Source organism: Enterobacter sp. DSM 30060, assembly GCF_013375955.1.
GTDB lineage: Bacteria > Pseudomonadota > Gammaproteobacteria > Enterobacterales > Enterobacteriaceae > Enterobacter > Enterobacter intestinihominis.
The window spans coordinates 1,319,721-1,346,483 of record NZ_CP056118.1 but is presented as its reverse complement, the minus strand read 5'-3'; the positions used below and the strand labels follow the sequence as shown (position 1 = coordinate 1,346,483).

Annotated in this window: 17 protein-coding genes; 12 read left to right on the top strand and 5 right to left on the bottom strand. The window is 56.7% G+C overall.

Annotation, left to right across the window (positions count from 1 at the left end; translation table 11 throughout):
* Positions 1-3: 3 nt before the first annotated feature.
* Entirely contained in the window at positions 4-1,344 is a 1,341-nt protein-coding gene (gene gntU / locus HWQ15_RS06445) for a gluconate transporter (RefSeq protein WP_017693851.1), read from the top strand.
* Positions 1,345-1,394: 50 nt separating this feature from the next.
* Here gntU and HWQ15_RS06440 read toward each other — a convergent pair whose 3' ends face one another.
* The 3 genes from HWQ15_RS06440 to yhgN all read right to left on the bottom strand — a co-directional run bounded on the left by HWQ15_RS06440 (position 1,395) and on the right by yhgN (position 4,143).
* Positions 1,395-2,273, bottom strand: coding sequence for an Abi family protein (locus tag HWQ15_RS06440; protein WP_063216068.1), 879 nt, complete (start codon positions 2,271-2,273; stop codon positions 1,395-1,397).
* Between the two features lie 397 nt (positions 2,274-2,670).
* On the bottom strand, positions 2,671-3,117 hold the full coding sequence (locus HWQ15_RS06435; protein ID WP_045308769.1) for a hypothetical protein: 447 nt from the start codon (positions 3,115-3,117) through the stop codon (positions 2,671-2,673).
* A gap of 432 nt (positions 3,118-3,549) precedes the next feature.
* Positions 3,550-4,143, bottom strand: coding sequence for an NAAT family transporter YhgN (gene yhgN / locus HWQ15_RS06425; RefSeq protein WP_003861574.1), 594 nt, complete (start codon positions 4,141-4,143; stop codon positions 3,550-3,552).
* A gap of 178 nt (positions 4,144-4,321) precedes the next feature.
* Here yhgN and asd point away from each other — a divergent pair, with 178 nt between their 5' ends.
* The 6 genes from asd (at position 4,322) to glgP (ending at position 15,033) form a co-directional block, all read left to right on the top strand.
* Positions 4,322-5,425: an aspartate-semialdehyde dehydrogenase gene (gene asd / locus HWQ15_RS06420; protein ID WP_022649649.1), complete on the top strand. Its 1,104-nt coding sequence runs from the start codon at positions 4,322-4,324 to the stop codon at positions 5,423-5,425.
* A 239-nt stretch (positions 5,426-5,664) separates the two neighbouring features.
* Entirely contained in the window at positions 5,665-7,851 is a 2,187-nt protein-coding gene (gene glgB, locus HWQ15_RS06415) for a 1,4-alpha-glucan branching enzyme (RefSeq protein WP_063149286.1), read from the top strand.
* On the top strand, positions 7,848-9,821 hold the full coding sequence (gene glgX / locus HWQ15_RS06410; RefSeq protein WP_063149287.1) for a glycogen debranching protein GlgX: 1,974 nt from the start codon (positions 7,848-7,850) through the stop codon (positions 9,819-9,821). The genes glgB and glgX overlap by 4 nt, the downstream gene beginning before the upstream one ends.
* Positions 9,822-9,838: 17 nt before the next feature.
* The gene (gene glgC / locus HWQ15_RS06405) at positions 9,839-11,134 is read left to right on the top strand and encodes a glucose-1-phosphate adenylyltransferase (RefSeq protein WP_003861582.1); all 1,296 of its coding nucleotides are present in this window, start codon (positions 9,839-9,841) and stop codon (positions 11,132-11,134) included.
* Entirely contained in the window at positions 11,134-12,567 is a 1,434-nt protein-coding gene (gene glgA / locus HWQ15_RS06400; protein ID WP_022649646.1) for a glycogen synthase GlgA, read from the top strand. Before glgC ends, glgA begins: the two co-directional genes overlap by 1 nt.
* An 18-nt stretch (positions 12,568-12,585) precedes the next feature.
* Positions 12,586-15,033 (top strand): glycogen phosphorylase, encoded by a 2,448-nt coding sequence (glgP, locus tag HWQ15_RS06395; RefSeq protein ID WP_032626819.1) that lies wholly within the window; start codon positions 12,586-12,588, stop codon positions 15,031-15,033.
* Between the two features lie 90 nt (positions 15,034-15,123).
* On the opposite strand, the gene glpD is transcribed toward glgP, so the two are convergent.
* Positions 15,124-16,632 carry a glycerol-3-phosphate dehydrogenase gene (gene glpD / locus HWQ15_RS06390; RefSeq protein WP_022649644.1) on the bottom strand — a complete coding sequence of 503 codons (1,509 nt, stop codon included), beginning with the start codon at positions 16,630-16,632 and terminating at the stop codon, positions 15,124-15,126.
* Between the two features lie 250 nt (positions 16,633-16,882).
* Here glpD and glpE point away from each other — a divergent pair, with 250 nt between their 5' ends.
* Genes glpE through HWQ15_RS06375 form a run of 3 tightly spaced genes read left to right on the top strand, consistent with a single transcriptional unit; the run spans position 16,883 to position 18,868 of the window.
* On the top strand, positions 16,883-17,215 hold the full coding sequence (gene glpE / locus HWQ15_RS06385; RefSeq protein WP_022649643.1) for a thiosulfate sulfurtransferase GlpE: 333 nt from the start codon (positions 16,883-16,885) through the stop codon (positions 17,213-17,215).
* A gap of 47 nt (positions 17,216-17,262) precedes the next feature.
* On the top strand, positions 17,263-18,093 hold the full coding sequence (glpG, locus tag HWQ15_RS06380; protein WP_022649642.1) for a rhomboid family intramembrane serine protease GlpG: 831 nt from the start codon (positions 17,263-17,265) through the stop codon (positions 18,091-18,093).
* A gap of 16 nt (positions 18,094-18,109) precedes the next feature.
* Positions 18,110-18,868: a DeoR/GlpR family transcriptional regulator gene (locus HWQ15_RS06375; protein WP_022649641.1), complete on the top strand. Its 759-nt coding sequence runs from the start codon at positions 18,110-18,112 to the stop codon at positions 18,866-18,868.
* Positions 18,869-18,965: 97 nt separating this feature from the next.
* Here the strand turns inward: HWQ15_RS06375 and malT are convergent, their stop codons facing one another.
* Entirely contained in the window at positions 18,966-21,671 is a 2,706-nt protein-coding gene (malT, locus tag HWQ15_RS06370; protein ID WP_022649640.1) for an HTH-type transcriptional regulator MalT, read from the bottom strand.
* Positions 21,672-22,244: 573 nt separating this feature from the next.
* On the opposite strand from malT, the gene malP reads away from it, so the two are divergent.
* Positions 22,245-24,638 carry a maltodextrin phosphorylase gene (gene malP, locus HWQ15_RS06365; protein ID WP_063148126.1) on the top strand — a complete coding sequence of 798 codons (2,394 nt, stop codon included), beginning with the start codon at positions 22,245-22,247 and terminating at the stop codon, positions 24,636-24,638.
* 9 nt (positions 24,639-24,647) lie between these two features.
* Entirely contained in the window at positions 24,648-26,726 is a 2,079-nt protein-coding gene (gene malQ / locus HWQ15_RS06360; protein WP_063149288.1) for a 4-alpha-glucanotransferase, read from the top strand.
* The last annotated feature ends 37 nt before the right edge of the window (positions 26,727-26,763 follow it).

Genomic DNA, 26,763 nt, shown 5'->3' with positions numbered 1-26,763 from the left:
GTTTTGAGTACATTAACGCTAGTTTTGACAGCAGTGGGTTCCGTATTGCTGCTGCTGTTTTTAGTGATGAAGGCACGTATGCACGCCTTCGTTGCTTTGATGGTGGTTTCTATTGGTGCCGGTCTCTTTTCCGGAATGCCGCTCGACAAAATTGCGGCGACGATGGAAAAAGGGATGGGCGGCACGCTCGGCTTCCTGGCCATCGTAGTCGCGCTCGGCGCGATGTTTGGCAAGATTTTGCACGAGACGGGCGCGGTCGATCAGATTGCCGTCAAGATGCTGAAATCCTTCGGACACAGCCGTGCGCACTACGCGATTGGTCTGGCTGGTCTGATTTGCGCGCTGCCGCTGTTCTTTGAAGTGGCGGTGGTGCTGCTGATTAGCGTGGCGTTCTCCATGGCACGCCATACCGGTACCAACCTCGTGAAGCTGGTCATTCCGCTGTTTGCGGGCGTGGCGGCGGCGGCGGCGTTTCTGCTGCCGGGGCCTGCGCCGATGCTGCTGGCTTCCCAGATGCATGCTGACTTTGGCTGGATGATCCTGATTGGCCTGTGTGCGGCGATCCCGGGGATGATTATCGCCGGTCCGCTGTGGGGCAACTTCATTAGCCGTTACGTTGAGCTGCACATTCCGGATGACATCTCCGAGCCGCACCTGGGCGAGGGCAAAATGCCGTCCTTCGGCTTCAGTCTGTCACTGATCCTGCTGCCGCTGGTGCTGGTGGGCCTGAAAACCATCGCTGCCCGCTTTGTGCCGGTGGGGTCAACCGCTTACGAATGGTTCGAATTTATTGGCCATCCGTTCACTGCGATCCTGGTGGCGTGTCTGGTCGCGATTTACGGGCTGGCGATGCGTCAGGGCATGCCAAAAGATCGCGTGATGGAGATATGCGGTGCCGCGCTACAACCGGCGGGGATTATTCTGCTGGTGATCGGGGCGGGCGGCGTGTTCAAGCAGGTGCTGGTGGATTCCGGCGTTGGCCCGGCGCTGGGCGAAGCGCTGACCGGGATGGGCCTGCCGATTGCGGTCACCTGCTTCGTGCTGGCCGCGGCGGTGCGTATCATTCAGGGCTCCGCGACCGTGGCGTGCTTAACCGCGGTGGGGCTGGTGATGCCGGTGATTGAACAGCTGAACTACTCCGGCGCGCAGATGGCGGCGCTCTCTATCTGTATCGCGGGCGGTTCGATTGTGGTTTCTCACGTGAACGACGCAGGCTTCTGGCTGTTCGGTAAATTTACCGGCGCAACCGAAGCGCAAACCCTGAAAACCTGGACGCTGATGGAAACCATCCTCGGCACGACGGGTGCGGTTGTCGGGATGATTGCGTTTACGCTGCTGAGCTAACGTATTCCTTTGATAGATAAAGTAAAGGGCTTCCATATGGAAGCCCTTATTCATTGTAACAGAGACGAATTGGTTGGAGAGATAATGCCAGGCACTCCGTTTATATGAAAATAGCATCGATAGTTATTTTTGTTAGATTCCAATACTAATTCGCCAATTAACTGCAAATCCTCTACAGCGTACCGTTCATAAGAATGCATGTATCGATTCAACTCGCGCATACAGATCAACTGACGGACACGTGATTCGATACCGACATCCATGACGTACTTCCTGAATTTTGGTGAAATCCAGAAAAGTAACTCCATGATATGGTCAAGTTTCTCGATCAAGCGATCGATTATGTCCTGCTTGTTTTGCACGCCTTCAGTCATCCACGCAGGTTCATTGTGAGAGATTCTGTTTCTGAACGAACGTACTTCCTCAATGCGACGACGAAGCGCATCTCGTTGATGAAACATAGCGTTTTTAGTTTCCTCTACTCTGGGAAGTTTGCGAAAGACTTTTGTAAGCTCATGTGGCCAAAGAAAATTTTTATCTGAACCATCATAAAAATGCTTATCAAGGAGATACTCCCAGGTCGCAAAATCGCATTGAGAAATGACCTGATCTACGGTTGGTATGGGGCTCGCAATTCCTTTGCTTTCAAGCGTGCGCTTAGCACTCTTCTTTGCATTTTTTATGCAGTCATGGAACTTACGCACTTGTTCTGCGGTTATCGGTTGGCCATTTTCATCATTAGCTTGCCTGCATGGAACAATCCCAAACCAATGTTCGTTGTTAGCACCTTGATACTTGGAGGATGCTACATGATGAAGCGCATTGCGTAGTGCTACTTCAACAAGTTGAATAAGAGGATAAAATGCCCCGACGATGGCAAGATTCCAACAATATGCCCCTAAAAGCTGGGCATCAGTTTGAGTTGCCATCGAAGTGGTATAGCTACTTAATCGAATACGGCTAAGTAAGCGGGTTGGTTCCGAGTAATCATAGGACTCAGGCATGGAAGTTCTGATCTGTTGAATTTAATGCATAAGATTCTAAATCTTCAGATGATTAATCTCTACATTTTGAATGCTTTCATGGGCATATTTGGCTTTTGTTAAAAGGATATCCGATGGATGTACGTTGTACATCCATCGGATATCCTTGTATTGCTTGCTATACAAAAGATGGCCCGATATACTTTCTAGCGTAGCTAATTGAAAGTTCTTCTCCCACCTTGTCGTGGTGCCAGTTCTTCGATATAAAGCGAAAGGATACCGACCCCGGAATCATAAAAATGATCCCGGGGTTGTTTTTTTGCTGTTAAAGCCAGTTTAAGCTTCAAATGCCTACCGTACCTAAAGGAGTGCGCAACCAGCGCGGCGCTTTCAGCGTCTCACTGTAAAACCCCACTAAATCCTGCAACAAATCTCCTGCGACTCTTTCATCGCTCGCCGAGAGCGTTCGAGCCAACAGCATTTGCGTTAGCAGCTGGCAGTATCTCCCCAGTTGATCGATCTCCGGTTCAAAAACCGGCACGTCCAGCGGCAGGTCATCCACCGTCAGGCTGGCTTTTAAATATTCCGGAACAGGTTCAAGCAGCGTTGGCTGGAGCAGGGCGAGGCAGGCTGAGAGCCGTCCGCACAGCGCCATCTTCTGGGTTGGATCGTCACATTCAACCAGCACGTCAACAAACTGCGCGCAGTTGTCTGCCAGTTCGGTGAAATCGGTAGTGTGATCGAACGGGGTAGTGAATAAAGCGTGGGAAAAGTTAGGGGTAGTAGTCATATGACCGCCTCTGATGAGTAATGTGTATCCACCACTGGAGAGGCTAATCTCACGGGTGGTGGAACCAGACAGGGTTAGCCTTACCGGCCTCATCAGCTACCGGCGCGTCTTGCGACGCCCCCGCCTGGCCCACCATTGAAGTGTAGCTAAGCGCACGACACGATAACACTCGTGTCGCTGATGAGGTAGTTCAGGAGGCTAATCCTGACGCCTGATTTAGCAGGCGCGGCAAGAAGATACTGCGTTGGGGGCGGGGTGGCAAGAGAGGCTCTGGAAGGCGGCTCGCAAAACGAATGAATATTTTGAATTATTGAGGCACCAGATCTCAGTGACCGTATGTGTGTCGGGTGGCGCTTACGCTTACCCGACCTACAAAAAAATCAGGTCCCGTAGGCCGGGTAAGCGTAAGCGCCACCCGGCTTTTTTACATCTTCACCCTTTCATCCATGCCCGGATCCCATCCAGGAACATCTGCGTCGCCATCATCACCAGAATCAGCCCCATCAGGCGCTCGAGGGCGTTCACCCCTTTCTCGCCCAGCAGGCGCAGGAACAGCGATGACTGCAACAGGATAATAAATGTCCCGCCCCAGGCGATCAGCAGGGCAATGACCAGGTGGCTCATCTGATTCGGATACTGATGCGACAACAGCATCAGCGTTGCCAGAATCGTTGGCCCGGCGACCAGCGGAATCGCCAGCGGCACGATAAACGGTTCTTCACCCGCAGGCAGGCCGCTGCTGCTGCCTTCCGCGCTCGGGAAAATCATCTTTATGGCAATCAGGAACAAAATGATCCCGCCGGAAATGGAGACCGTTTCGGCACGTAAGTTCAGGAAAGCGAGGATTTTTTCACCGGCGAACAGGAAGATAAACATCACCAGCAGGGCGATGAGCAGCTCGCGGATCATGATCGCCCGACGGCGCTTCGGCTCGGTGTGCTTCAGCACCGACATGAAGATCGGCAGATTACCGAGCGGATCCATAATCAGGATCAATAAAACCGCTGCGGAAATGATTTCACTCATCTTAAATTATCCCTGATACTTATTGTGGTCATTGCGATGATTAGCACTTTTTCTGATTGCCGGGCAATCATCGATTAATTTCGCTTGCGACTTTGGCAGCATTTTGTAATGTGAAGCATATCCCAGTTCAATACTGGCTTGCACAATCAGCACACACCCCTTGCAGGAAAAAAATGCTATGAAAAACGTTGGTTTTATCGGCTGGCGCGGTATGGTCGGCTCTGTACTCATGCAACGCATGGTTGAAGAGCGCGATTTCGACGCCATCCGCCCGGTCTTCTTCTCCACTTCCCAGCTCGGCCAGGCTGCACCGTCCTTTGGTGGTACCACAGGCACGTTGCAGGATGCTTACGATCTGGAAGCGCTGAAGGCACTCGACATTATTGTGACCTGCCAGGGCGGCGATTATACCAACGAAATTTATCCGAAGCTGCGTGAAAGCGGCTGGCAGGGCTACTGGATTGACGCGGCCTCTTCGCTGCGTATGAAAGACGATGCCATCATCATTCTCGACCCGGTTAACCAGGATGTCATCACCGACGGCCTGAACAACGGCGTGAAAACGTTTGTTGGCGGTAACTGCACCGTCAGCCTGATGCTGATGTCCCTCGGCGGCCTGTTCGCACAGGATCTGGTGGAGTGGGTCTCCGTAGCGACCTACCAGGCGGCGTCCGGCGGCGGCGCGCGACATATGCGCGAGCTGCTGACCCAGATGGGCCAGCTGCACCAGAGCGTCGCGACCGAGCTGGCAAACCCGGCGTCCGCGATCCTCGATATCGAGCGTAAAGTCACTCAGCTCACCCGCAGCGGCGAGTTGCCGGTGGATAACTTTGGCGTACCGCTGGCCGGCGGTCTGATCCCGTGGATCGACAAACAGCTGGATAACGGCCAGACCCGCGAAGAGTGGAAGGGCCAGGCTGAGACCAACAAAATCCTCGCCACCGCGAACACCATTCCGGTTGACGGTCTGTGCGTGCGTATCGGCGCGCTGCGCTGCCACAGCCAGGCTTTCACCATTAAACTGAAAAAAGATGTGTCTATTCCGACCGTGGAAGAGCTGCTGGCCGCGCACAACCCGTGGGCGAAAGTGGTGCCAAACGATCGCGATATCACCATGCGCGAACTGACCCCGGCAGCCGTTACCGGCACGCTGACCACCCCGGTTGGCCGCCTGCGCAAGCTGAACATGGGGCCGGAGTACCTCTCCGCGTTCACCGTTGGCGACCAGCTTCTTTGGGGTGCCGCCGAGCCGCTGCGCCGCATGCTGCGCCAGCTGGCGTAATAATTTGTTAAACACCGGGGGTGAATGTCACCCCCTTTTTTTGCGTACTACATGGAGTAAAACGCAGATGTCTTATTTTTTATCAGGAGGGCCCACGACGTTGGCTATGCTTTAAGGAAGATTTATTTCTCACCTGAGGGTAGGGCGGAGCAGAGAGGATTAACTGCACCGTTTAGGTCACATTAAAAGTCGTCCCGGAGCGCGTAAAAAGGGCGACATAAAAAAACAGGATGAATACCATGTCCGATCGTATTTCGAGAGACGTGATTAATGCGCTTATTGCGGGTCACTTTGCCGACCCCTTTTCTGTGCTAGGGATGCACCGTACAGAGGCCGGACTGGAAGTTCGGGCGCTGTTACCGGATGCAACAGAAGTGTGGGTTATCGAACCCAAAACCGGCCGCAAGGTGGGTAATCTGGAATGCCTCGACTCGCGTGGCTTCTTCTCGGGCGTCATGCCCCGCCGTAAAAATCCTTTTCGTTATCAGCTTGCCGTTATCTGGCACGGTCAGCAAAACCTGATTGATGATCCCTATAGCTTCGGCCCGCTCTTAAAAGAGATGGACGCCTGGCTGCTGTCCGAAGGGACCCATTTACGCCCCTACGAAACGCTGGGTGCCCATGCGGATACCATGGACGGTATCACCGGCACGCGCTTTGCCGTATGGGCGCCAAACGCCCAGCGCGTCTCCGTTGTCGGGCAGTTCAACTACTGGGACGGTCGTCGTCACCCCATGCGCCTGCGCCGGGAAACCGGCATCTGGGAGCTGTTTATCCCCGGCGCGCACAACGGTCAGCTCTACAAATTCGAGATGATCGATGCCAACGGCAAGCTGCGTATTAAATCCGACCCGTACGCCTTTGAGGCCGAACTGCGCCCGAATACCGCCTCGCTGATTTGCGGCCTGCCGGAGAAGGTTGTCCAGAGCGAGGAGCGCAAGCAGGCCAACCGCTTTGATGCGCCGATCTCCGTCTATGAAGTGCATCTCGGCTCCTGGCGTCGCCACACCGATAACAACTTCTGGCTGAGCTATCGCGAGCTGGCGGACCAGCTGGTGCCGTACGCCAAATGGATGGGCTTTACCCATCTGGAGCTGCTGCCAATCAACGAACACCCGTTCGACGGTAGCTGGGGCTATCAGCCGACCGGGCTATATGCGCCTACGCGCCGCTTCGGCACGCGCGATGACTTCCGCTATTTCATTGATGCCGCGCACGCCGCCGGACTGAACGTGATCCTCGACTGGGTGCCGGGCCACTTCCCGTCGGATGATTTTGCGCTGGCAGAGTTTGACGGTACGAAGCTGTACGAGCACAGCGATCCGCGCGAAGGCTATCACCAGGACTGGAACACGCTGATCTACAACTACGGTCGCCGTGAAGTGTCAAACTACCTGGTCGGGAACGCGCTGTACTGGATCGAACGTTTCGGCATTGATGCCCTGCGCGTCGATGCGGTGGCGTCGATGATCTACCGCGACTACAGCCGCAAAGAGGGTGAGTGGATCCCAAACGAGTATGGCGGGCGTGAAAACCTCGAAGCGATTGAGTTTCTGCGCAACACCAACCGCATTATCGGCGAGCAGGTGGAAGGCGCCGTGACCATGGCTGAAGAGTCAACCGACTTCCCGGGCGTTTCCCGTCCACCGGCAATGGGCGGCCTGGGCTTCTGGTTCAAGTGGAACCTCGGCTGGATGCACGACACGCTCGACTACATGAAGCTTGACCCGGTTTATCGTCAGTATCACCACGATAAGCTCACCTTCGGGCTACTCTACAACTACACCGAAAACTTCATGCTGCCGCTGTCGCACGATGAAGTGGTACACGGCAAGAAATCCGTTCTCGACCGCATGCCGGGGGACGCGTGGCAGAAGTTTGCCAACCTGCGCGCCTATTACGGCTGGATGTTCGCCTTCCCGGGCAAAAAGCTGCTGTTTATGGGCAACGAATTTGCGCAAGGGCGCGAATGGAACCACGACACCAGCCTTGACTGGCATCTGCTGGAAGGCGCGGACAACTGGCACCACGGCGTGCAGCGTCTGGTTCGCGACCTGAACCTGACCTATCGCCACCACAAAGCGCTGCACGAGCTGGACTTCGATCCGTACGGCTTTGAGTGGCTTGTGGTGGACGACCACGAGCGCTCGGTGTTTGTCTTTGTACGACGTGATAAAGCCGGTAACGAGATCATCGTCGCCAGCAACTTCACGCCGATACCGCGCGAACACTACCGCTTCGGCATAAACCAGCCGGGCAAATGGCGCGAAATTCTCAATACCGACTCCATGCACTACCACGGCAGCAATGCGGGTAACGGCGGGCTGGTGCAGAGCGATGCCATTGAAAGCCATGGCCGTCCGAACTCCCTGAGCCTGACGCTGCCGCCGCTTGGCACAATCTGGCTGGTGCGGGAGGGAGAATGACGCAGCTTACGGCAGGTAAACCCGAACCGCTCGGGGCGAGTTTTGACGGAAAGGGGGTGAACTTCACGCTCTTTTCCGCCCATGCGGAGCGGGTGGAACTCTGTGTGTTTGACGGGGAAGGTAACGAGCACCGTTACGATTTACCGGCGCGCACGGGGGATACCTGGCATGGCTACCTGGCCGGAGGACGGCCGGGGATGCACTACGGTTTTCGCGTACACGGCCCCTGGGAGCCCTCTCAGGGGCACTGGTTTAACCCGGCGAAGCTGCTGATTGACCCATGTGCGCACCGCGTGGACGGCGAGTTTAAAGACGATCCGCTGTTCCACGTTGGCTACGGCGAACCAGACCACCGCGACAGCGCACCCGTCGCGCCCAAAAGCGTGGTGGTACACGATCTCTACGACTGGGAAGACGATGCCCCGCCGCGCACGCCGTGGGGCAACACCGTTATTTATGAAGCCCACGTCAAAGGGCTGACGTATCTGCATCCGTCAATCCCCAAAGAGATGCGCGGTACCTACAAAGCGCTTGGGCATCCGACGATGGTCGCGTACCTGAAGCACTTAGGGATCACCGCCCTGGAGCTGTTGCCCGTGGCGCATTTTGCCAGCGAGCCGCGGCTGCAGCGTCTTGGGTTAAGCAACTACTGGGGCTACAACCCGCTGGCGATGTTCGCCCTCGACCCGCGCTACGCGGTGCATCCGGAGAAGGCGCGGGATGAGTTTCGCGATGCGGTGAAGGCGCTTCACGCGGCGGGTATCGAGGTCATTCTGGACGTGGTGTTGAACCACAGTGCAGAAAGCGATCTTGATGGCCCGACGCTCTCACAGCGCGGAATCGATAACCGTAGCTATTATTGGATCAGGGACGACGGCGATTACGAGAACTGGACCGGGTGCGGTAACACCCTCAACCTCAGTCATCCGGCCGTTACGCATTACGCGTACGCGTGCCTGAAATACTGGGTTGAGACGTTCCACGTGGACGGTTTTCGTTTCGACCTGGCGCCGGTAATGGGGCGCACCCCGGCGTTCAGCCAGCAGGCGCCGCTGTTTGAGGCCATCAAAAACTGTCCGGTGCTTTCAAAGGTGAAGCTGATTGCGGAGCCCTGGGACATCGGCGAGGGCGGTTATCAGGTGGGGAACTTCCCGCCGCTGTTTGCCGAGTGGAACGACCACTTCCGCGATGCCGTCCGCCGCTTCTGGCTGACGCGCGATCTGTCGCTGGGGGAGTTTGCCGGTCGCTTTGCCGGCTCCAGCGATCTCTTTAAGCGTGACGGCAAACGTCCGTCGGCCACCATTAATCTGGTGACGGCGCACGACGGTTTTACGCTGCGCGACTGCGTTTGTTTCAATCAGAAACACAATGAGGCAAACGGCGAAGAGAATCGCGATGGGACTAACAACAACCATAGCTTTAACCATGGTATAGAAGGGTTAGGCGGAAGTCTGGATGTGATCGAGCGGCGACGCGCCAGCGTTCATGCGCTGCTGACGACGCTTTTGTTGTCGCAGGGCACGCCGATGCTGCTGGCGGGCGATGAGCACGGTCACAGCCAGCACGGCAACAACAACGCCTATTGCCAGGACAACACCCTGACCTGGCTCAACTGGGAAGAAGCGAACAGCGGGTTGACCCATTTCACCGCGGCGCTGATCCATCTTCGCCAGCACATCCCCGCGCTCACCGCCGACTGCTGGTGGGAAGAGGGCGACGGCAACGTTCGCTGGCTGAATAAAGACGCGCAACCGTTAAGCGCGCAAGAGTGGCAACACGGCATACCCTGTCTGCAAATCCTGCTTTCGGATGCGTGGCTGGTGACGCTGAACGCGACGGATGACGTCGCAGAGATTGTTTTACCTGACGGGGAATGGCGAGCCATTCCTCCCTTTGCCGGAGCGGATAATCCGGTTGTTATGGCTGTCTGGCACGGGCCTGCGCACGGAGTGTGCGTATTCCAAAGATGATAAAAAAGGAGTTAGTCATGGTTAGATTAGAGAAGAACGATCCGTTAATGTTGGCGCGCCAGCTACCATTAAAAACAGTTGCCCTGATCCTCGCGGGCGGGCGTGGTACCCGTCTGAAAGATTTGACCATCAAGCGCGCCAAACCGGCCGTTCACTTTGGTGGTAAGTTCCGTATTATCGATTTTGCACTGTCCAACTGCCTGAACTCAGGCATTCGCCGTATTGGCGTCATTACCCAGTATCAGTCGCACACGCTGGTGCAGCACATTCAGCGCGGCTGGTCATTCTTCAGCGAAGAGATGAACGAGTTTGTCGATCTGCTCCCGGCGCAGCAGCGCGTTCACGGGGAGAACTGGTACCGCGGCACGGCGGATGCCGTGACCCAGAACCTCGACATCATTCGCCGCTACAACGCGGAATACATCGTTATCCTCGCCGGGGACCACATCTACAAGCAAGATTACTCCCACATGCTGATCGACCACGTCGAAAAAGGTGCGCGCTGCACCGTGGCGTGTCTGCCGGTGCCTGTTGCAGAAGCAACCGCGTTTGGCGTGATGCATGTAGATGGCGACGACAAGATTATCGACTTTGTCGAAAAACCGGCGAATCCGCCAACCATGCCGGGAGACGACACCAAATCGCTCGCCAGCATGGGGATCTATGTCTTTGATGCCGATTATCTTTATGAACTGCTGGAAGAAGACGACAAAGACGAAAACTCCAGCCACGACTTCGGTAAAGACATCATCCCGAAAATTACCAAAGCTGGCATGGCGTATGCACATCCTTTCCCATTGTCCTGCGTGCAGTCCGATCCGAATGCGGAACCTTACTGGCGCGACGTCGGCACGCTGGAAGCGTACTGGAAAGCCAACCTCGATCTGGCGTCCGTGACGCCTGAGCTAGATATGTACGACCAGAACTGGCCGATTCGCACCCATATGGAATCGCTGCCGCCGGCGAAGTTCGTCCAGGATCGCTCCGGCAGCCACGGTATGACGCTGAACTCGCTGGTCTCTGGCGGGTGCATTATCTCCGGTTCGGTGGTGGTGCAGTCCGTGCTGTTCCCGCGCGTGCGTATAAACTCATTCTGTAATATCGATTCGGCAGTCCTGCTGCCGGATGTCTGGGTAGGGCGCTCATGTCGTCTGCGTCGCTGCGTTATCGACCGTGCCTGCGTCATTCCCGAAGGGATGGTGATTGGGGAAAACGCGGAAGAAGATGCACGTCGTTTCTACCGATCGGAAGAGGGGATCGTGTTAGTAACACGGGAAATGTTGCGGAAGCTGCAAATCAAACAGGAGCGATGATGCAGGTTTTACACGTATGTTCTGAGATGTTCCCGTTGTTAAAAACGGGCGGACTGGCGGATGTTCTTGGTGCATTACCGGCGGCGCAAATTGCCGGAGGGGTGGATACCCGCGTGTTGTTACCCGCTTTTCCGGATATCCGGCGTGGTATTCCCGATGCGAAGGTTGTTACCCGCCGCGAGACCTTCGCGGGACGTATCACCCTGCTGTTTGGACATTACAATGGCGTAGGGATTTACCTGATTGATGCGCCGCATTTATACGACCGACCCGGCAGCCCGTATCACGATACCAACCTGTACGCCTATACCGATAACGTGCTGCGCTTTGCCCTGCTCGGCTGGGTGGGGGCGGAGATGGCCGTCGGGCTGGATCCGTTCTGGCGTCCGAACGTGGTGCACGCGCACGACTGGCATGCGGGGCTGGCTCCTGCGTATCTGGCGGCGAAAGGGCATCCGGCGAAATCGGTGTTTACGGTGCACAACCTGGCGTATCAGGGCATGTATTACGCGCATCATATGAATGACATCGATCTGCCATGGTCGTTCTTTAACATGCACGGACTGGAGTTTAACGGACAGATTTCGTTCCTGAAGGCCGGTCTGTACTACGCCGACCACATCACGGCGGTCAGCCCAACCTACGCGCGGGAAATTACCCAGCCGGAGTTCGGTTACGGTATGGAAGGGCTACTGCAACAGCGCCACCGTGAAGGTCGTCTGTCGGGCATTCTGAACGGCGTGGATGAACAGATCTGGAATCCGGAAACGGACCTCCTGCTGGCAGCGCGCTATGGTCGCGACTCCGTGGAGGACAAAGCGGAGAACAAGCGTCAGCTACAGATTGCGATGGGGCTGAAGGTCAACGACAAGGTACCGCTGTTTGCGGTGGTCAGCCGCCTGACCAGCCAGAAAGGGCTGGATCTGGTGCTGGAAGCGCTGCCGGGATTACTGGAGCAGGGTGGGCAGCTTGCGCTGCTCGGCGCGGGCGACCCGGTATTGCAGGAAGGTTTCCTCGCGGCCGCGGCGGAACATCCGGGGCAGGTGGGCGTGCAGATTGGCTATCACGAAGCGTTCTCGCACCGCATCATGGGCGGCGCAGACGTGATTCTGGTGCCGAGCCGTTTCGAGCCCTGCGGCCTGACGCAGCTCTATGGTCTGAAATACGGCACGCTGCCGCTGGTACGCCGCACGGGCGGGCTGGCGGATACGGTGTCTGACAGCTCCCTGGAAAACCTGGCGGATGGTATCGCCAGCGGGTTTGTTTTCGAGGACAGTAATGCCTGGTCGCTACTTCGGGCGATCCGGCGTGCTTTCGTCTTGTGGTCCCGTCCATCCCTGTGGCGTTACGTACAACGTCAGGCGATGTCCATGGACTTTGGCTGGCACGTTGCGGCGCAGTCCTACCGCGACCTTTATCAACGCTTGATGTAACGAGGCGAAGTTACTGATATGAATGCTCCATTTAGCTACTCTTCCCCCACGCTCAGCGTTGAGGCGTTGAAACACTCCATCGCCTATAAGCTGATGTTTACCATTGGGAAAGATCCCGTTATTGCCAACAAACATGAGTGGCTGAACGCCACGCTGTTTGCGGTGCGTGACCGTATGGTCGAACGCTGGCTGCGCTCCAACCGCGCCCAGCTCTCGCAGGAGACGCGACAGGTGTATTACCTGTCGATGGAGTTTTTGATTGGTCGCACCCTCTCCAATGCGCTGTTATCGCTCGGGATTTATGACGACGTCAAAAACGCACTGGAAGAGATGGGGCTGGACTTAGAAGAGCTGATTGACGAAGAGAACGACCCGGGGCTGGGTAACGGTGGTCTCGGGCGTCTTGCCGCCTGCTTCCTCGATTCACTGGCGACGCTGGCGCTGCCGGGACGCGGGTACGGTATTCGCTACGACTACGGCATGTTCAAGCAGAACATCGTTGATGGGCGTCAGAAAGAGTCGCCGGACTACTGGCTGGAGTACGGTAACCCGTGGGAGTTCAAGCGCCACAACACGCGCTACAAGGTGCGTTTTGGCGGGCGTATTCAGCAGGAAGGGAAAAAATCCCGCTGGGTGGAAACCGAAGAGATCCTCGCCGTGGCCTATGACCAGATTATCCCCGGCTACGACACCGATGCGACCAACACGCTGCGTCTGTGGAACGCGCAGGCCAGTAGCGAGATCAACCTCGGTAAATTCAATCAGGGCGACTACTTCGCGGCGGTGGAAGATAAAAACCACTCTGAGAACGTGTCCCGCGTCCTGTATCCGGATGACTCGACCTATTCGGGCCGCGAGCTGCGTCTGCGTCAGGAGTATTTCCTCGTCTCGGCAACGATTCAGGATATCCTTAGCCGTCACTATCAGCTGCACAAAACCTATGCGAATCTGGCGGAAAAAACCGCTATTCACCTCAACGATACCCATCCGGTGCTGTCGATCCCTGAGCTGATGCGCCTGCTGATTGACGAGCATAAGTTCAGCTGGGATGACGCGTTTGAAGTGACCTGCCAGGTGTTCTCGTACACCAACCATACGCTGATGAGTGAAGCGCTGGAGACGTGGCCGGTGGATATGCTCGGCAAAATTCTGCCGCGCCACCTGCAAATCATCTTCGAGATCAACGACTACTTCCTCAAGACCTTGCAGGAGCAGTACCCGAACGATACCGGCCTGCTGAGCCGCGCCTCGATCATTGATGAATCCAATGGTCGCCGCGTACGCATGGCCTGGCTGGCGGTGGTGATCAGCCATAAGGTCAACGGAGTTTCAGAGCTGCATTCGAACCTGATGGTGCAATCCCTGTTTGCGGACTTTGCGAAGATCTTCCCGACGCGTTTCTGCAACGTGACCAACGGCGTCACCCCGCGCCGCTGGCTGGCGCTGGCGAACCAGCCGCTGTCTGACGTGCTGGACGAAAATATCGGCCGCACCTGGCGCACCGATTTGAGCCAGCTGAGCGAGCTTGAGCAACACATTGATTTTCCGACGGTGAACAAAGCCGTGCGGGAAGCCAAGCTACTGAACAAGAAACGTCTGGCGGTGTGGCTGGCGATGCACCTCAACGTGGTGGCGAACCCGAAAGCGTTGTTTGACGTGCAGATCAAGCGTATCCACGAGTACAAGCGTCAGCTGATGAACGTCCTGCACGTCATCACTCACTACAACCGCATTAAGGCTGACCCGACAGCGGAGTGGGTGCCGCGCGTGAAAATCTTTGCCGGTAAGGCGGCCTCCGCGTACTACATGGCGAAGCACATCATTCATCTTATCAACGATGTGGCGAAGGTAGTGAACCAGGATCCGGACATTGGCGACAAGCTGAAAGTGGTGTTTATCCCGAACTACAGCGTAAGCCTGGCGCAGCTGATTATTCCGGCGGCGGATCTCTCTGAGCAGATTTCCACGGCGGGGACGGAAGCATCCGGCACCAGCAACATGAAGTTTGCCCTGAACGGCGCGCTGACCATCGGCACGCTGGACGGCGCAAATGTCGAAATGCTGGAGCATGTGGGCGCGGAGAATATCTTTATCTTCGGGAATACGGCGGAAGAGGTGGAGGCGCTGCGCAAGCAGGGCTACTCGCCGCGTGAGTATTATGAAGAGGATGAAGAGTTACGCCAGGTGCTGACGCAAATCGCCACCGGGGTGTTTAACCCTGAGGAGCCTGGGCGCTATCGTGACCTGGTGGACTCGCTGATTAACTTTGGCGATCATTATCAGGTGCTGGCGGATTACCGCAGCTACGTGGATTGTCAGGATAAGGTGGACGAACTGTACCGTCAGCAGGAGAAGTGGACCAGCGCCGCGATGCATAACATCGCCAACATGGGATACTTCTCGTCAGACAGGACCATCAAAGAGTATGCCGAGAATATCTGGCATATTGATCCGGTGAGGTTGTAAAACAAAGCCGGGTGGCGGCTCCGCCTTACCCGGCCTACTCGATCCTGTAGGCCCGGTAAGCGCAGCGCCACCGGGCATTTTTTGTCACCCTCAGGACGCCAGTGACAATTCACGCTTTCCCGCATGTTGTTGCAACCACTGCGCCACGCGAGACTGCTGCTCGGCATTCAGCCACATCCCTTCTTTAGTACGACGCCAGATGGCATCGTCCAGACGGCGCACCCACTCGTGTTCCACCAGGTAGCGCAGTTCCGCTTCGTACAGCTCATGGCCAAAATGCTCGCCCAGATCGGCAATCTCTTTCGCGTCGCCGAGGAACAGTTCGGTATTGCTGCCGTAGGTGCGGGCGTAGTGGCGCGCCATTCCTTCGGTAATGAACGGGAAGCGGCGACGCAGCTTCGCGGCGTAATCGTCGCGGTTATTGCCGATATCGCCGCCAGGCAGCACGGCGCCTTTCGTCCACGCCGGGCCGATGCCTTTGTAATACGGCGCCAGTTTTTCCAGCGCATGCTCCGCCAGTTTACGGTAGGTGGTGAGCTTACCGCCAAACACCGACAGCAGCGGCGCCTGACCGTCTACGTCATGAATATCAAGCGTATAGTCACGGGTGATGGCCTGCGGTGAGTCAGACTCGTCATCACACAGCGGACGCACGCCGGAGTAGGTCCAGACCACGTCATCGCGCGCCAGCTGTTTCTTAAAGTGTGCGTTGTACACTTTCAGCAGGTAGCTGACTTCGCTCTCTTCAATCTCAACGTTTTTCGGATCGCCCTTGTACTCCACGTCAGTGGTGCCGATGATGGAGAACTCGTCCATCCACGGGATCACAAACACGATGCGCTTGTCTTCGTTTTGCAGGATATAAGCCTGCTTCTGGGTATGCACGCGCGGCACCACAATGTGGCTGCCCTTGATCAGGCGGATGCCGTACGGAGAAGGCAGGTGCATACCGTCATCGAAGAACTGTTTCACCCACGGGCCGGTGGCGTTCACCAGGCCGCGCGCTTTCCAGCTAAACTTCTCGCCGGTATCCACGTCTTCCGCTTCCACGATCCACAGGCCGTTTTCGCGGCGCGCGGCGATCGCGCGGGTACGGGTTTTCACCTCGCCGCCTTTCTTCTCGACCATCTGCGCGTTAGCCAGCACCAGACGCGCATCGTCCACCCAGCAGTCGGAATATTCGAAACCGCGCACGATTTCAGGCTTAAGGACCGATTCTGAGCCAAAACGCAAACCGGTCGAACCCGGCAGGCTGGTGCGTTTACCCAGATGATCGTACATGAACAGGCCGATGCGGATCATCCACGCCGGACGCAGGTGCGGGCGGTGGGGCAGGCGGAAGCGCATCGGGATCGCCAGATGCGGAGCCATTTTCAGCAGCACTTCGCGTTCGGCCAGCGCTTCGCTGACCAGGCGGAATTCGTAGTGTTCCAGGTAGCGCAGGCCTCCGTGGATCAGCTTGGAGCTGGCGGACGACGTCGCGCAGGCGAGATCGTTAGCTTCCAGCATCAGCACGGATAAACCGCGTCCTGCGGCATCAACCGCAATACCGGCACCGTTGATGCCCCCGCCTATCACAATCAGATCTTTGGTTTCCATAACACCCTCATGCACTTTCGTTAAAGCTCAAAAATGTTCGATATCGCTCATAATAGCAAAGGAACGCGCTTTTGGTAACATCAAAAAAACAATTTAGAGTGATATGGATAACATAATGGCGTTTACCCGCCGCCAGGACGTACACTACGGGGTAAAATCGTGCGACTAACTTTTCTCCCTCTCCCTGTGGGAGAGGGCTGGGGTGAGGGCACCAGAGCGCACCCAACCAGAACAACAGAAAGAGAACACCATGGATCAGTTTGAATGTATTAACGTAGAAGAAGCCCATCAGAAGATGCACCAGAAAACCGCGGTGCTGGTGGATATCCGCGATCCGCAGAGCTTTGCGATGGGCCACACGCCGGGCGCGTTCCATCTCACCAACGACACGCTGGGCGCGTTTATGCGCGATAACGACTTCGACACGCCGGTGATGGTGATGTGCTATCACGGCAACAGCAGTAAAGGCGCGGCGCAGTATCTGCTCCAGCAGGGTTACGACGCGGTATACAGCGTCGATGGCGGCTTCGATGCATGGCATCGTCATTTCCCGGCAGAAGTTGAATACGCGTTTGAGCGCTGATCCCGCTATACCGTCCCCTTTTGTGTGGAAATAAGCGACCGCTGCCCATGTTGATGATCACCTCTTTTAGCAACCCGCGCGTCGCCCAGGCGTTTGTCGACTATATGGCGACGCAGGGCATTATCCTGACTATTCAGCAGCATACACAGACGGATGTCTGGCTGGCAGACGAAAGCCAGGCTGGGCGCGTGAACGCCGAGCTGGCGCGTTTCCTGGAAAACCCGGGCGACCCGCGTTATCTGGCAGCAAGCTGGCAATCCGGCCAGACCGACAGTGGCCTGCACTATCAACGTTTTCCGTTTCTCGCCACCCTCCGCGAGCGCGCAGGACCGTTTACGCTGCTTTTGATGGCAGCCTGCATCATCGTCTTCATTATTATGAGCGTGGTGGGCGACCAGAGCGTGATGATTGCCCTCGCATGGCCGTACGATCCCTCTCTGCAATTTGACGTCTGGCGCTACTTCACGCATGCGCTGATGCACTTCTCGGTGATGCATATCCTCTTTAACCTGCTGTGGTGGTGGTATCTCGGCGGGGCGGTGGAGAAGCGGCTCGGCAGCGGCAAGCTGATTGTGATCACCCTTATCAGCGCCCTGTTAAGCGGCTATGTGCAGCATAAATTCAGCGGTCCGTGGTTTGGCGGGTTATCCGGCGTGGTGTACGCCCTGATGGGTTACGCCTGGCTCAGAGGCGAGCGCGACCCGGAAAGCGGCATCTATTTACAACGTGGATTAATAACCTTTGCGTTAATATGGCTTATTGCCGGATGGTTTGATCTGTTTGGTATGTCTATCGCCAATGGTGCGCACGTTACCGGCCTGGCGGTCGGGCTGGCGATGGCGCTGGCCGATACGCTCCATGCGCGAAAACGAACATAATTCCCAGGGATATTTCATGAAACAAACACAACGTCATGACGCCATTATCGAACTGGTAAAAAAACAGGGATACGTCAGTACTGAAGAGCTGGTGGAGCAGTTTGCCGTCAGCCCGCAAACCATCCGTCGTGACCTCAACGACCTGGCCGATCAGAACCGTATTCTGCGCCATCACGGCGGCGCGGCGCTGCCGTCCAGCTCGGTGAACACCTCATGGCATGACCGTAAGGCGACGCAAACGGCAGAGAAAGAGCGTATCGCCCGTAAAGTGGCGAGCCAGATCCCGAACGGCGCGACGCTGTTTATTGATATCGGCACCACGCCGGAAGCGGTCGCCCATGCGCTGCTGAACCATGAGAACCTCCGCGTGGTGACCAACAACCTGAACGTGGCCAACACGTTGATGCAGAAAGACGATTTTCGCATCATCCTCGCGGGCGGCGAACTGCGCAGCCGCGACGGGGGCATTATCGGCGAAGCGACGCTCGATTTTATCTCTCAGTTCCGCCTCGACTTCGGCATTCTGGGGATCAGCGGCATCGACACCGACGGCTCGCTGCTGGAGTTTGATTACCACGAGGTGCGCACCAAGCGCGCGATTATTGAGAACTCACGCCACGTAATGCTGGTGGTGGATCACTCCAAGTTTGGTCGCAATGCGATGGTCAACATGGGCAGCATTAGCATGGTGAATGCGGTCTACACCGACGAGATGCCGCCGGCGGGCGTGTTGCAGGTGATTAAGGATAACAATTTGCAGCTGGAGTTGTGCTAGCGGTGGTGTCGGGTGGCGCTGCGCTTACCCGACCTACAAATTGTTCTCCCTCTCCCTGTGGGAGAGGGCCGGGGTGAGGGCATCAGGCCGCACAAAACTAAACTCCGTACCCCATCATCTTCAACAACTGCTGCGCATGCTGCACCGCGTCCTGACGGTGCGCCACGCCCAGCTTCTGATACAGATTGCGAATGTGCGTTTTGATGGTGGTTGCCGCCACCGCCAGCTCACCGGCTATCTGCTCGTTGCTGTAGCCTGAATAGATCAGCCCCAGCACCTGCCATTCACGCTGTGTGAGCGGGCTGGTGCGGATAAGCTCCGGTACTTCCGGATGGTTCAGCAGACGTTCAACAAAGTTCTCATCGAAGTGCGCAAACTTGTGGCGATGGTGCTGGTTGATCTCGCGCAGAATGCGCTGGGCGCGATGCTGATCGAGTTCCGGCAGCGTGTTGAGCTGAATCAGCTGGCGCAACTGCTGGGCCATCACTTCGCCCTCAATCACAAAGTGGCTGATAAACCCGGTGCGGTTCGCCAGCTGCAACGCTTCCAGCAGCACGCGCTGGGCATCGTTTTTACGTCCCGCCTGCCAGTAAAGCTGGTTTAACAGCAGCAGGTTGCGGTTTAAATCGCTCATCAGGCGCAGGCTACGGGCGTTTTCGTTTAACTCTTCCAGCACGATTTCGGCAGGCTCGAAGTCACCCAGCAGGATCTGCACGCGGGCAATATTGCGCCACTGGCTTTGCAGGAAGTGGTTATTGGCAAATTCTGGTTTAGGCGTGTGACGCAGCCAGTTGGCGGCGGACTTTTTATCGCCGGTCATCTGCCAGTAAATCACCCGGACCTTATCGGCGTTGGAGACCCAGTCGCTATGGTACTGCCCGTTGCCGAGCAGGTTTTCCAGGCGGTTAAGGTGGTTGCGGGCATTATCCAGGTCGCCGCGTGCCAGCGAGCACTGCACCAGCAGGGCCAGGCACTGGAGTTGCTGCTGCGGCTGGAAGCTCGAAAGCACATTCAGGCCCTGGCGGGCGCAGCTTTCTGCTTCATCCAGACGCGACCATGCCCAGAGCAGCTGAGCGCGAATACGCAACAGGAACTCGTGCATCGGCAGCTGTTCCAGATGCTGTTCACGGATCAGCTGGAACGCTTTCTCCTGGTTTTCCCAGGCGGCCTGCAGGAACCCCTGAGCAAATAAAATCTCGCTTTGCTGGATCAGGCTCCAGAGGGCGTAATGCCAGACATCGTGGCGGCGGGCCATCTGTTCGGTTTGCTGCATGAGCGAAAGCGAACGCGTGAGGTCGCCCTTACAATGCAGCACTTCGCCGTGTACCGAGGTGGCCACAATACGGCTGTAGAAATTCGCCAGCGGCAGCTCATCCAGCGCGACCATCGCCAGCCGTTCGGCTTCTTCCGGGTCGCCGTCGTTAATCGCCACCTGCGCACGCAGGGCGTTAAATTCGCCGTGCAGGGTGGCATCCATCTCGCTTTCCATTTCCTGCTCGGCGCGCGCCAGCAGGGTGTTCACTTCGCTGTAGCGATGCTGGCTCTGCATCAGCCAGGCCTGGAGCAGCACCAGACGCGGATTCTCCAGCAGGCTCTCCCACGGCAGCGCTTTTAACGACTCTTCCAGCAGCGTCAGTTCGCTGTGGTTGAACAGTCCCCACGCGTGGTTGAGCAGAATATCGCGCAGCATACCGGCATCTCCGGCGGCCAGCGCATGGTGGATAGCCTCGCTCGGGAAACCTTGCGCCATCCAGCTTTCGGCGGCGGCGCGGTGAATTTCTGGCAGCTCTGCGGCCATCTCCCACTGGCAACGCTGGCGCAGGAAGCTGCCAAACAGCGGATGGTAGCTAAACCATTCGCCGGGATCGTCCATTCGCGTCAGGAACAAACCCTGACGTTCAATCTCTTCGAGCTGAAGCTGCCCGTTTTCAATACCGGTGACGCGCACAATCAGCGCATCGTTCATCGAACGTAGCAGGGAGCTTTTCAGCAGGAAATGGCGGGTAGTGAGGTCTACGCTGTTGAGTACCTCATCCACCAGATAATCCGACAGGTGGCTGGCGTTGATGCCCGCCAGGCGGCGCGCGGACTGGTGCGTTGGGCTATTGTTTTGCCGCGCGGAAAGGGCAATCAGCTGAAGCGCCGTGGCCCAGCCTGCAACGTCATCACACAGGCGGCTGCTTTCCGACGCCTCAATCGGAGAAGTCAGACGGCAGTCAAAGAACTGTTTCGCTTCCTGATGGGTAAAGGCCAGCTGCTGACTGCCAATTTCCAGTAGCTGATCGCGCACCCGTAGGTTGGCAATGCCCAGCTGCGGAAGGTTGCGCGACAGGACGACCAGCGTCAGGTTTTCCGGCTGATGGCGCAGGAAGAACCGCATCGACTCGTGAATAACCGGGTTGGTGATCAGATGATAATCATCAATCACCACATACAGCGGGCGATGCCATTCGGCCAGTTCGATAAACAGCTGGGAGAACAGAGAGGACAGGCTGGCGTACTGGCGCTTTTGCACCATCACCTCGCTGGTGACGCAGTGTCCGTTGGTTGCCTGCTGAATCGCGGCAATTAAATAGCTGGCAAAACGCTCCTGCTGGTTATCACCTTCATCCAGGGAGTACCAGCCAAGATCGCTTTTACCTGCCGCCCATTGCGAAATGAGCGTTGTTTTTCCATAACCCGCAGGACTCGTAACCAGCGCCAGTCGGAAATTATGCGCACCGGAAAGTTTAGCCAGCAGGCGCTCGCGGACCACAGTATGGTCAAGACGAACCGGGCGACTTAATTTGGACGGAATCAACATAGTTTTCACTTCACTGTGGGGAACGAGAGAATTTATTTTTTTTGCGCTTCGTAATTAATATCTATAAGTTCGGCCAATAGAGGAACTATTGCAAGTTATGTCTGGGTTTGGAGGCTCTGAATTTGCACTCTGTCACAAAACATTCTCATCATTGGTGGAACTTTTCATAAATGGCTGGATGCCGCGCTGTTACTGGCTTGTCTGCATGGCGCGCGGTTGCGCTGAAACTGGTTTCAGAAAGAGATAATGACGGTGAAGTTAATTAACTTTGGGGAAAGTTGCTCTGGCTTAATAGTGTTGCTGGAAAGCCGCTGTACGTGAGAAATATTATTCTACGTAAGTAATCATTTCAGCGATGATTAATTTCCTCCGAAACTGCATTTCATTTCTTTGACGCTCTTCCGGGATCGCTTTTTCAGCGAAGCGCACACTTACACAGTGGCCTCGATCACACTTTTATGCTCATCCCCGCTACTCCTCCCTGCCTAATCCCCGACAGGAGGAGGAAGAGGCGCAATGAGCCAGGCACACTAGCGCCAAATGTGTTTTCTCTCTACAGGATGCCGATTCCCTATGTCACAGCCTACTTTCAACAAAGCTCAATTCCAGGCTGCCCTGACGCGTCAGTGGCAGCGTTTTGGCCTTCATGCTGCAAACGAGATGACGCCTCACCAGTGGTGGCAGGCGGTGAGCGGGGCGCTCGCAGAGCAGCTGGACGCTCAGCCCGCGACGAAGCCTGTGAAAGGCCAGCGTCACGTCAACTACATTTCGATGGAGTTCCTGATTGGCCGTCTGACGGGTAACAATCTGCTGAACCTTGGCTGGTATCAGGACGTCGGCGATGTGCTGAAAGAACACGACATCAACCTGACCGATCTGCTGGAAGAAGAGATTGATCCGGCGCTGGGTAACGGCGGTCTGGGACGTCTGGCAGCCTGCTTCCTGGATTCCATGGCAACCGTGGGCCAGTCGGCCATTGGCTATGGTCTGAACTACCAGTACGGTCTGTTCCGCCAGTCGTTCGTTGACGGCCACCAGATGGAAGCGCCGGACGACTGGCATCGTAATACTTACCCGTGGTTCCGCCACAACGCACAACTGGATGTGCAGGTCGGGATTGGCGGAAAAGTCACGAAGCAGGGGCTCTGGGAACCAGCGTTCACCATTACCGGTGAAGCCTGGGATCTGCCGGTGCTCGGCTACCGTAACGGCGTGGCGCAGCCGCTGCGTCTGTGGCAGGCGAAGCACGCGCATCCATTCAACCTGACTAAATTCAATGACGGTGATTTCCTGCGCGCCGAGCAGCAGGGTATCGACGCCGAGAAGCTGACCAAAGTGCTCTACCCGAACGACAACCATCTGGCGGGTAAAAAGCTGCGCCTGATGCAGCAATACTTCCAGTGCGCCTGCTCCGTGGCGGACATTCTGCGCCGCCACCACCTGGCGGGCCGCAAGCTGGCGCAGCTGCCGGACTTCGAAGTTATTCAGCTCAACGACACGCACCCAACCATTGCCATCCCGGAACTTCTGCGCGTGCTGATCGACGAGCATCAGCTGAGCTGGGACGACGCCTGGGCCATCACCAGCCGCACCTTCGCCTACACCAACCACACCCTGATGCCGGAAGCGCTGGAGTGCTGGGATGAGAAGCTGGTGAAAACGCTGCTGCCGCGCCATATGCAGATCATCAATAAGATTAACGACCAGTTCAAAACGCTGGTGGAGAAAACCTGGCCGGGCGATAAGGCCGTTTGGGCGAAGCTGGCCGTGGTACACAACAAACAGGTGCGCATGGCGAACATGTGCGTGGTAAGCGGCTTTGCGGTGAACGGCGTGGCCGCGCTGCACTCGGATCTGGTGGTGAAAGACCTCTTCCCGGAATACCACCAGCTGTGGCCGACCAAATTCCACAACGTGACCAACGGCATTACGCCGCGTCGCTGGATCAAACAGTGCAACCCGCTGCTGGCCGGCCTGCTGGACAAGACCCTGAAGAAAGAGTGGGCCAACGATCTGGACCAGCTCATCAACCTGGAAAAATACGCTGACGACGCGAAGTTCCGCGAGCAGTACCGCGCCATTAAGCTGGAGAACAAGGTACGTCTGGCCGAGTTCGTGAAAATGCGTACCGGAATTGAAATTAACCCAAATGCGATTTTCGATATCCAGATCAAACGCCTGCACGAGTACAAACGTCAGCACCTGAACCTGCTGCACATTCTGGCGCTGTACAAAGAGATCCGCGAGAACCCTCAGGCCGACCGCGTCCCGCGCGTGTTCCTGTTCGGTGCGAAAGCGGCGCCGGGCTACTACCTGGCGAAAAACATTATCCTTGCCATTAATAAAGTGGCGGCGGCGATCAACAACGATCCGAAAGTGGGCGACAAGCTGAAGGTGGTGTTCCTGCCGGACTACTGCGTCTCTGCGGCTGAAATGCTGATCCCGGCGGCGGATATTTCCGAGCAGATCTCTACCGCCGGTAAAGAAGCGTCCGGCACCGGCAACATGAAGCTGGCCCTGAACGGCGCGCTGACCGTCGGCACGCTGGACGGTGCGAACGTTGAAATCGCCGAGAAGGTCGGTGAAGAGAACATCTTTATCTTCGGCCATACTGTTGAAGAAGTGAAAGCCATCAAAGCCAAAGGGTACGACCCGGTGAAATGGCGTAAAAAAGACAAAGTGCTGGATGCAGTGTTGAAAGAGCTGGAAAGCGGAAAGTACAGCGACGGCGACAAGCACGCGTTTGACCAGATGCTGCACAGCATGGACAAACAGGGCGGCGACCCGTACCTGGTGATGGCGGACTTCACCGCTTACGTTGAAGCGCAGAAGCAGGTCGACGTGCTGTATCGCGACCAGGATGCCTGGACCCGCGCGTGTATCCTGAACACCGCGCGCTGCGGTATGTTCAGCTCTGACCGCTCAATCCGTGATTATCAGGCTCGTATCTGGCAGGCAAAACGCTAAGGAAGCGCGATGGAGAGTAAACGTCTGGACAGTGCCGCGCAGGCGGCGGGAATTAGCCTCAGTTACATCAATGCGCACGGCAAACCGCAGTCTATTGGTGCGGACACCAAAAGACGTTTGCTGGATGCCATGCACAAAACCGACGCGAAAGCGTCGGGAGCGCCGGTGCCGAACGTGAAGGTCTTTACCGCGGGCAAAAAGATGCCGCTGGCGGTGGAAGGACGCGGCGAGTTCAGCTGGCTGCTCACCACCGAAGAGGGGCATCAGCATAAAGGCCATGCCACCGGCGGTAAAACCCTCACCCTTCCGGCGAAGCTGCCGGAGGGCTATCACAGCCTGACGCTCACCCAGAATGACAGCCGCTTCCACTGTCGGGTGATCGTCGCGCCGAAGCGCTGCTATGAGCCGCAGGCGCTACTCGAAGGCAAAAAGCTGTGGGGCGCCTGTGTGCAGCTTTACACCTTGCGTTCAGACAGCAACTGGGGCATTGGCGATTTTGGCGACCTGAAAAAGATGCTGGCATCTGTTGGTGAGCGCGGCGGGGCATTTATCGGCCTCAACCCGATCCACGCCCTCTATCCGGCGGATCCGGAAAGCGCGAGCCCGTACAGCCCGTCTTCCCGCCGCTGGCTGAACGTGATCTACATCGACGTTAACGCGTTAGACGATTTCAAAAACAGCAAAGAGGCGCAGGCGTGGTGGAAGCTGGACACCACCCAACAGATGCTGAAACAGGCCCGCGATGCGGACTGGGTCGATTATGCCTCCGTGACCGCGCTGAAAATGGCGGCGCTGCGTCTGGCCTGGAAGGGCTTTGCGAAGCGTGACGACGAGCAGATGGCAGCCTTCCGCCAGTTTGTGATGCAGGAAGGCGAGAGCCTTTACTGGCAGGCGGCGTTTGATGCGCTGCATGCGTATCAGGTCCAGGAGGATGAGATGCGCTGGGGCTGGCCGGTGTGGCCGGAAGCGTATCAGTCCGTGGATACCCCGGAAGTGAAGGCGTTTTGTGAGACGCATGCCGACGAGGTGGATTTCTATCTCTGGTTGCAGTGGCTGGCGTACAGCCAGTTTGCTGCCTGCTGGCAGGTGAGCCAGGGCTATAACATGCCGATCGGTCTGTATCGCGATCTGGCCGTCGGCGTGGCGGAAGGCGGGGCGGAGACCTGGTGTGACCGTGAACTTTACTGTCTGAAAGCCTCCGTCGGTGCGCCGCCGGATATTCTGGGCCCGCTTGGTCAGAACTGGGGCTTGCCGCCGATGGATCCGCACGTGATGGCGGCGCGTGCCTACGAGCCGTTTATCGATCTGCTGCGCGCTAACATGCAGAACTGCGGCGCGTTGCGTATCGACCATGTCATGTCTGTGCTGCGTCTGTGGTGGATCCCGTACGGTGAAACGGCCGATCACGGGGCGTACGTGCAGTATCCGGTGGACGATCTGCTCTCAATCCTCGCGCTGGAGAGTAAACGTCATCAGTGCATGGTGATTGGCGAAGATCTCGGTACCGTGCCGGTTGAGATTGTCAGCAAGCTCCGCGACAGCGGGGTTTACTCCTACAAAGTGCTCTATTTTGAAAACGACCATGAGAAAACCTTCCGCGCGCCGAAAGCGTACCCTGAACAGTCAATGGCAGTCGCGACGACGCATGATCTTCCTACGCTCAGAGGCTACTGGGAAAGCGGCGACCTGACGCTCGGCAAAACGCTGGGTCTCTACCCGGATGAAGAGGTTCTGCGTGGGTTGTATCAGGATCGCGAGCTGGCGAAACAGGGGCTGCTGGATGCGCTGCATAAGCATGGCTGTCTGCCAAAGCGCGCCGGGCATAAGGCGTCGCTGATGTCGATGACGCCAACGCTTAACCGGGGCTTACAGCGCTATATTGCCGACAGTAACAGCGCGTTGCTCGGTCTGCAACCGGAAGACTGGATTGATATGGCGGAGCCGGTAAACATTCCCGGCACCAGCTATCAGTACAAAAACTGGCGTCGCAAGCTGTCCACTACGCTTGAAGCGATGTTCGCCGATGACGGGGTGAACAGGCTGATTAAGGATTTGGATAAACGGCGAAAAGCAGCCGCGAAGAAATAATAAAAAACCCGCCAGTGGCGGGTTTTTTATTATCAGG

What these genes read in the sequence shown, in the direction of transcription:
- yhgN (WP_003861574.1), bottom strand. Translation starts at nt 4,143, where the DNA reads ATGAGTGAAATCATTTCCGCAGCGGTTTTATTGATCCTGATTATGGAT.
- glpD (WP_022649644.1), bottom strand. Translation starts at nt 16,632, where the DNA reads ATGGAAACCAAAGATCTGATTGTGATAGGCGGGGGCATCAACGGTGCC.
- glgC (WP_003861582.1), top strand. Translation starts at nt 9,839, where the DNA reads ATGGTTAGATTAGAGAAGAACGATCCGTTAATGTTGGCGCGCCAGCTA.
- glgA (WP_022649646.1), top strand. Translation starts at nt 11,134, where the DNA reads ATGCAGGTTTTACACGTATGTTCTGAGATGTTCCCGTTGTTAAAAACG.
- malT (WP_022649640.1), bottom strand. Translation starts at nt 21,671, where the DNA reads ATGTTGATTCCGTCCAAATTAAGTCGCCCGGTTCGTCTTGACCATACT.
- glgB (WP_063149286.1), top strand. Translation starts at nt 5,665, where the DNA reads ATGTCCGATCGTATTTCGAGAGACGTGATTAATGCGCTTATTGCGGGT.
- malP (WP_063148126.1), top strand. Translation starts at nt 22,245, where the DNA reads ATGTCACAGCCTACTTTCAACAAAGCTCAATTCCAGGCTGCCCTGACG.
- glgP (WP_032626819.1), top strand. Translation starts at nt 12,586, where the DNA reads ATGAATGCTCCATTTAGCTACTCTTCCCCCACGCTCAGCGTTGAGGCG.
- glpG (WP_022649642.1), top strand. Translation starts at nt 17,263, where the DNA reads ATGTTGATGATCACCTCTTTTAGCAACCCGCGCGTCGCCCAGGCGTTT.
- asd (WP_022649649.1), top strand. Translation starts at nt 4,322, where the DNA reads ATGAAAAACGTTGGTTTTATCGGCTGGCGCGGTATGGTCGGCTCTGTA.
- malQ (WP_063149288.1), top strand. Translation starts at nt 24,648, where the DNA reads ATGGAGAGTAAACGTCTGGACAGTGCCGCGCAGGCGGCGGGAATTAGC.
- glpE (WP_022649643.1), top strand. Translation starts at nt 16,883, where the DNA reads ATGGATCAGTTTGAATGTATTAACGTAGAAGAAGCCCATCAGAAGATG.
- HWQ15_RS06435 (WP_045308769.1), bottom strand. Translation starts at nt 3,117, where the DNA reads ATGACTACTACCCCTAACTTTTCCCACGCTTTATTCACTACCCCGTTC.
- HWQ15_RS06440 (WP_063216068.1), bottom strand. Translation starts at nt 2,273, where the DNA reads ATGGCAACTCAAACTGATGCCCAGCTTTTAGGGGCATATTGTTGGAAT.
- glgX (WP_063149287.1), top strand. Translation starts at nt 7,848, where the DNA reads ATGACGCAGCTTACGGCAGGTAAACCCGAACCGCTCGGGGCGAGTTTT.
- HWQ15_RS06375 (WP_022649641.1), top strand. Translation starts at nt 18,110, where the DNA reads ATGAAACAAACACAACGTCATGACGCCATTATCGAACTGGTAAAAAAA.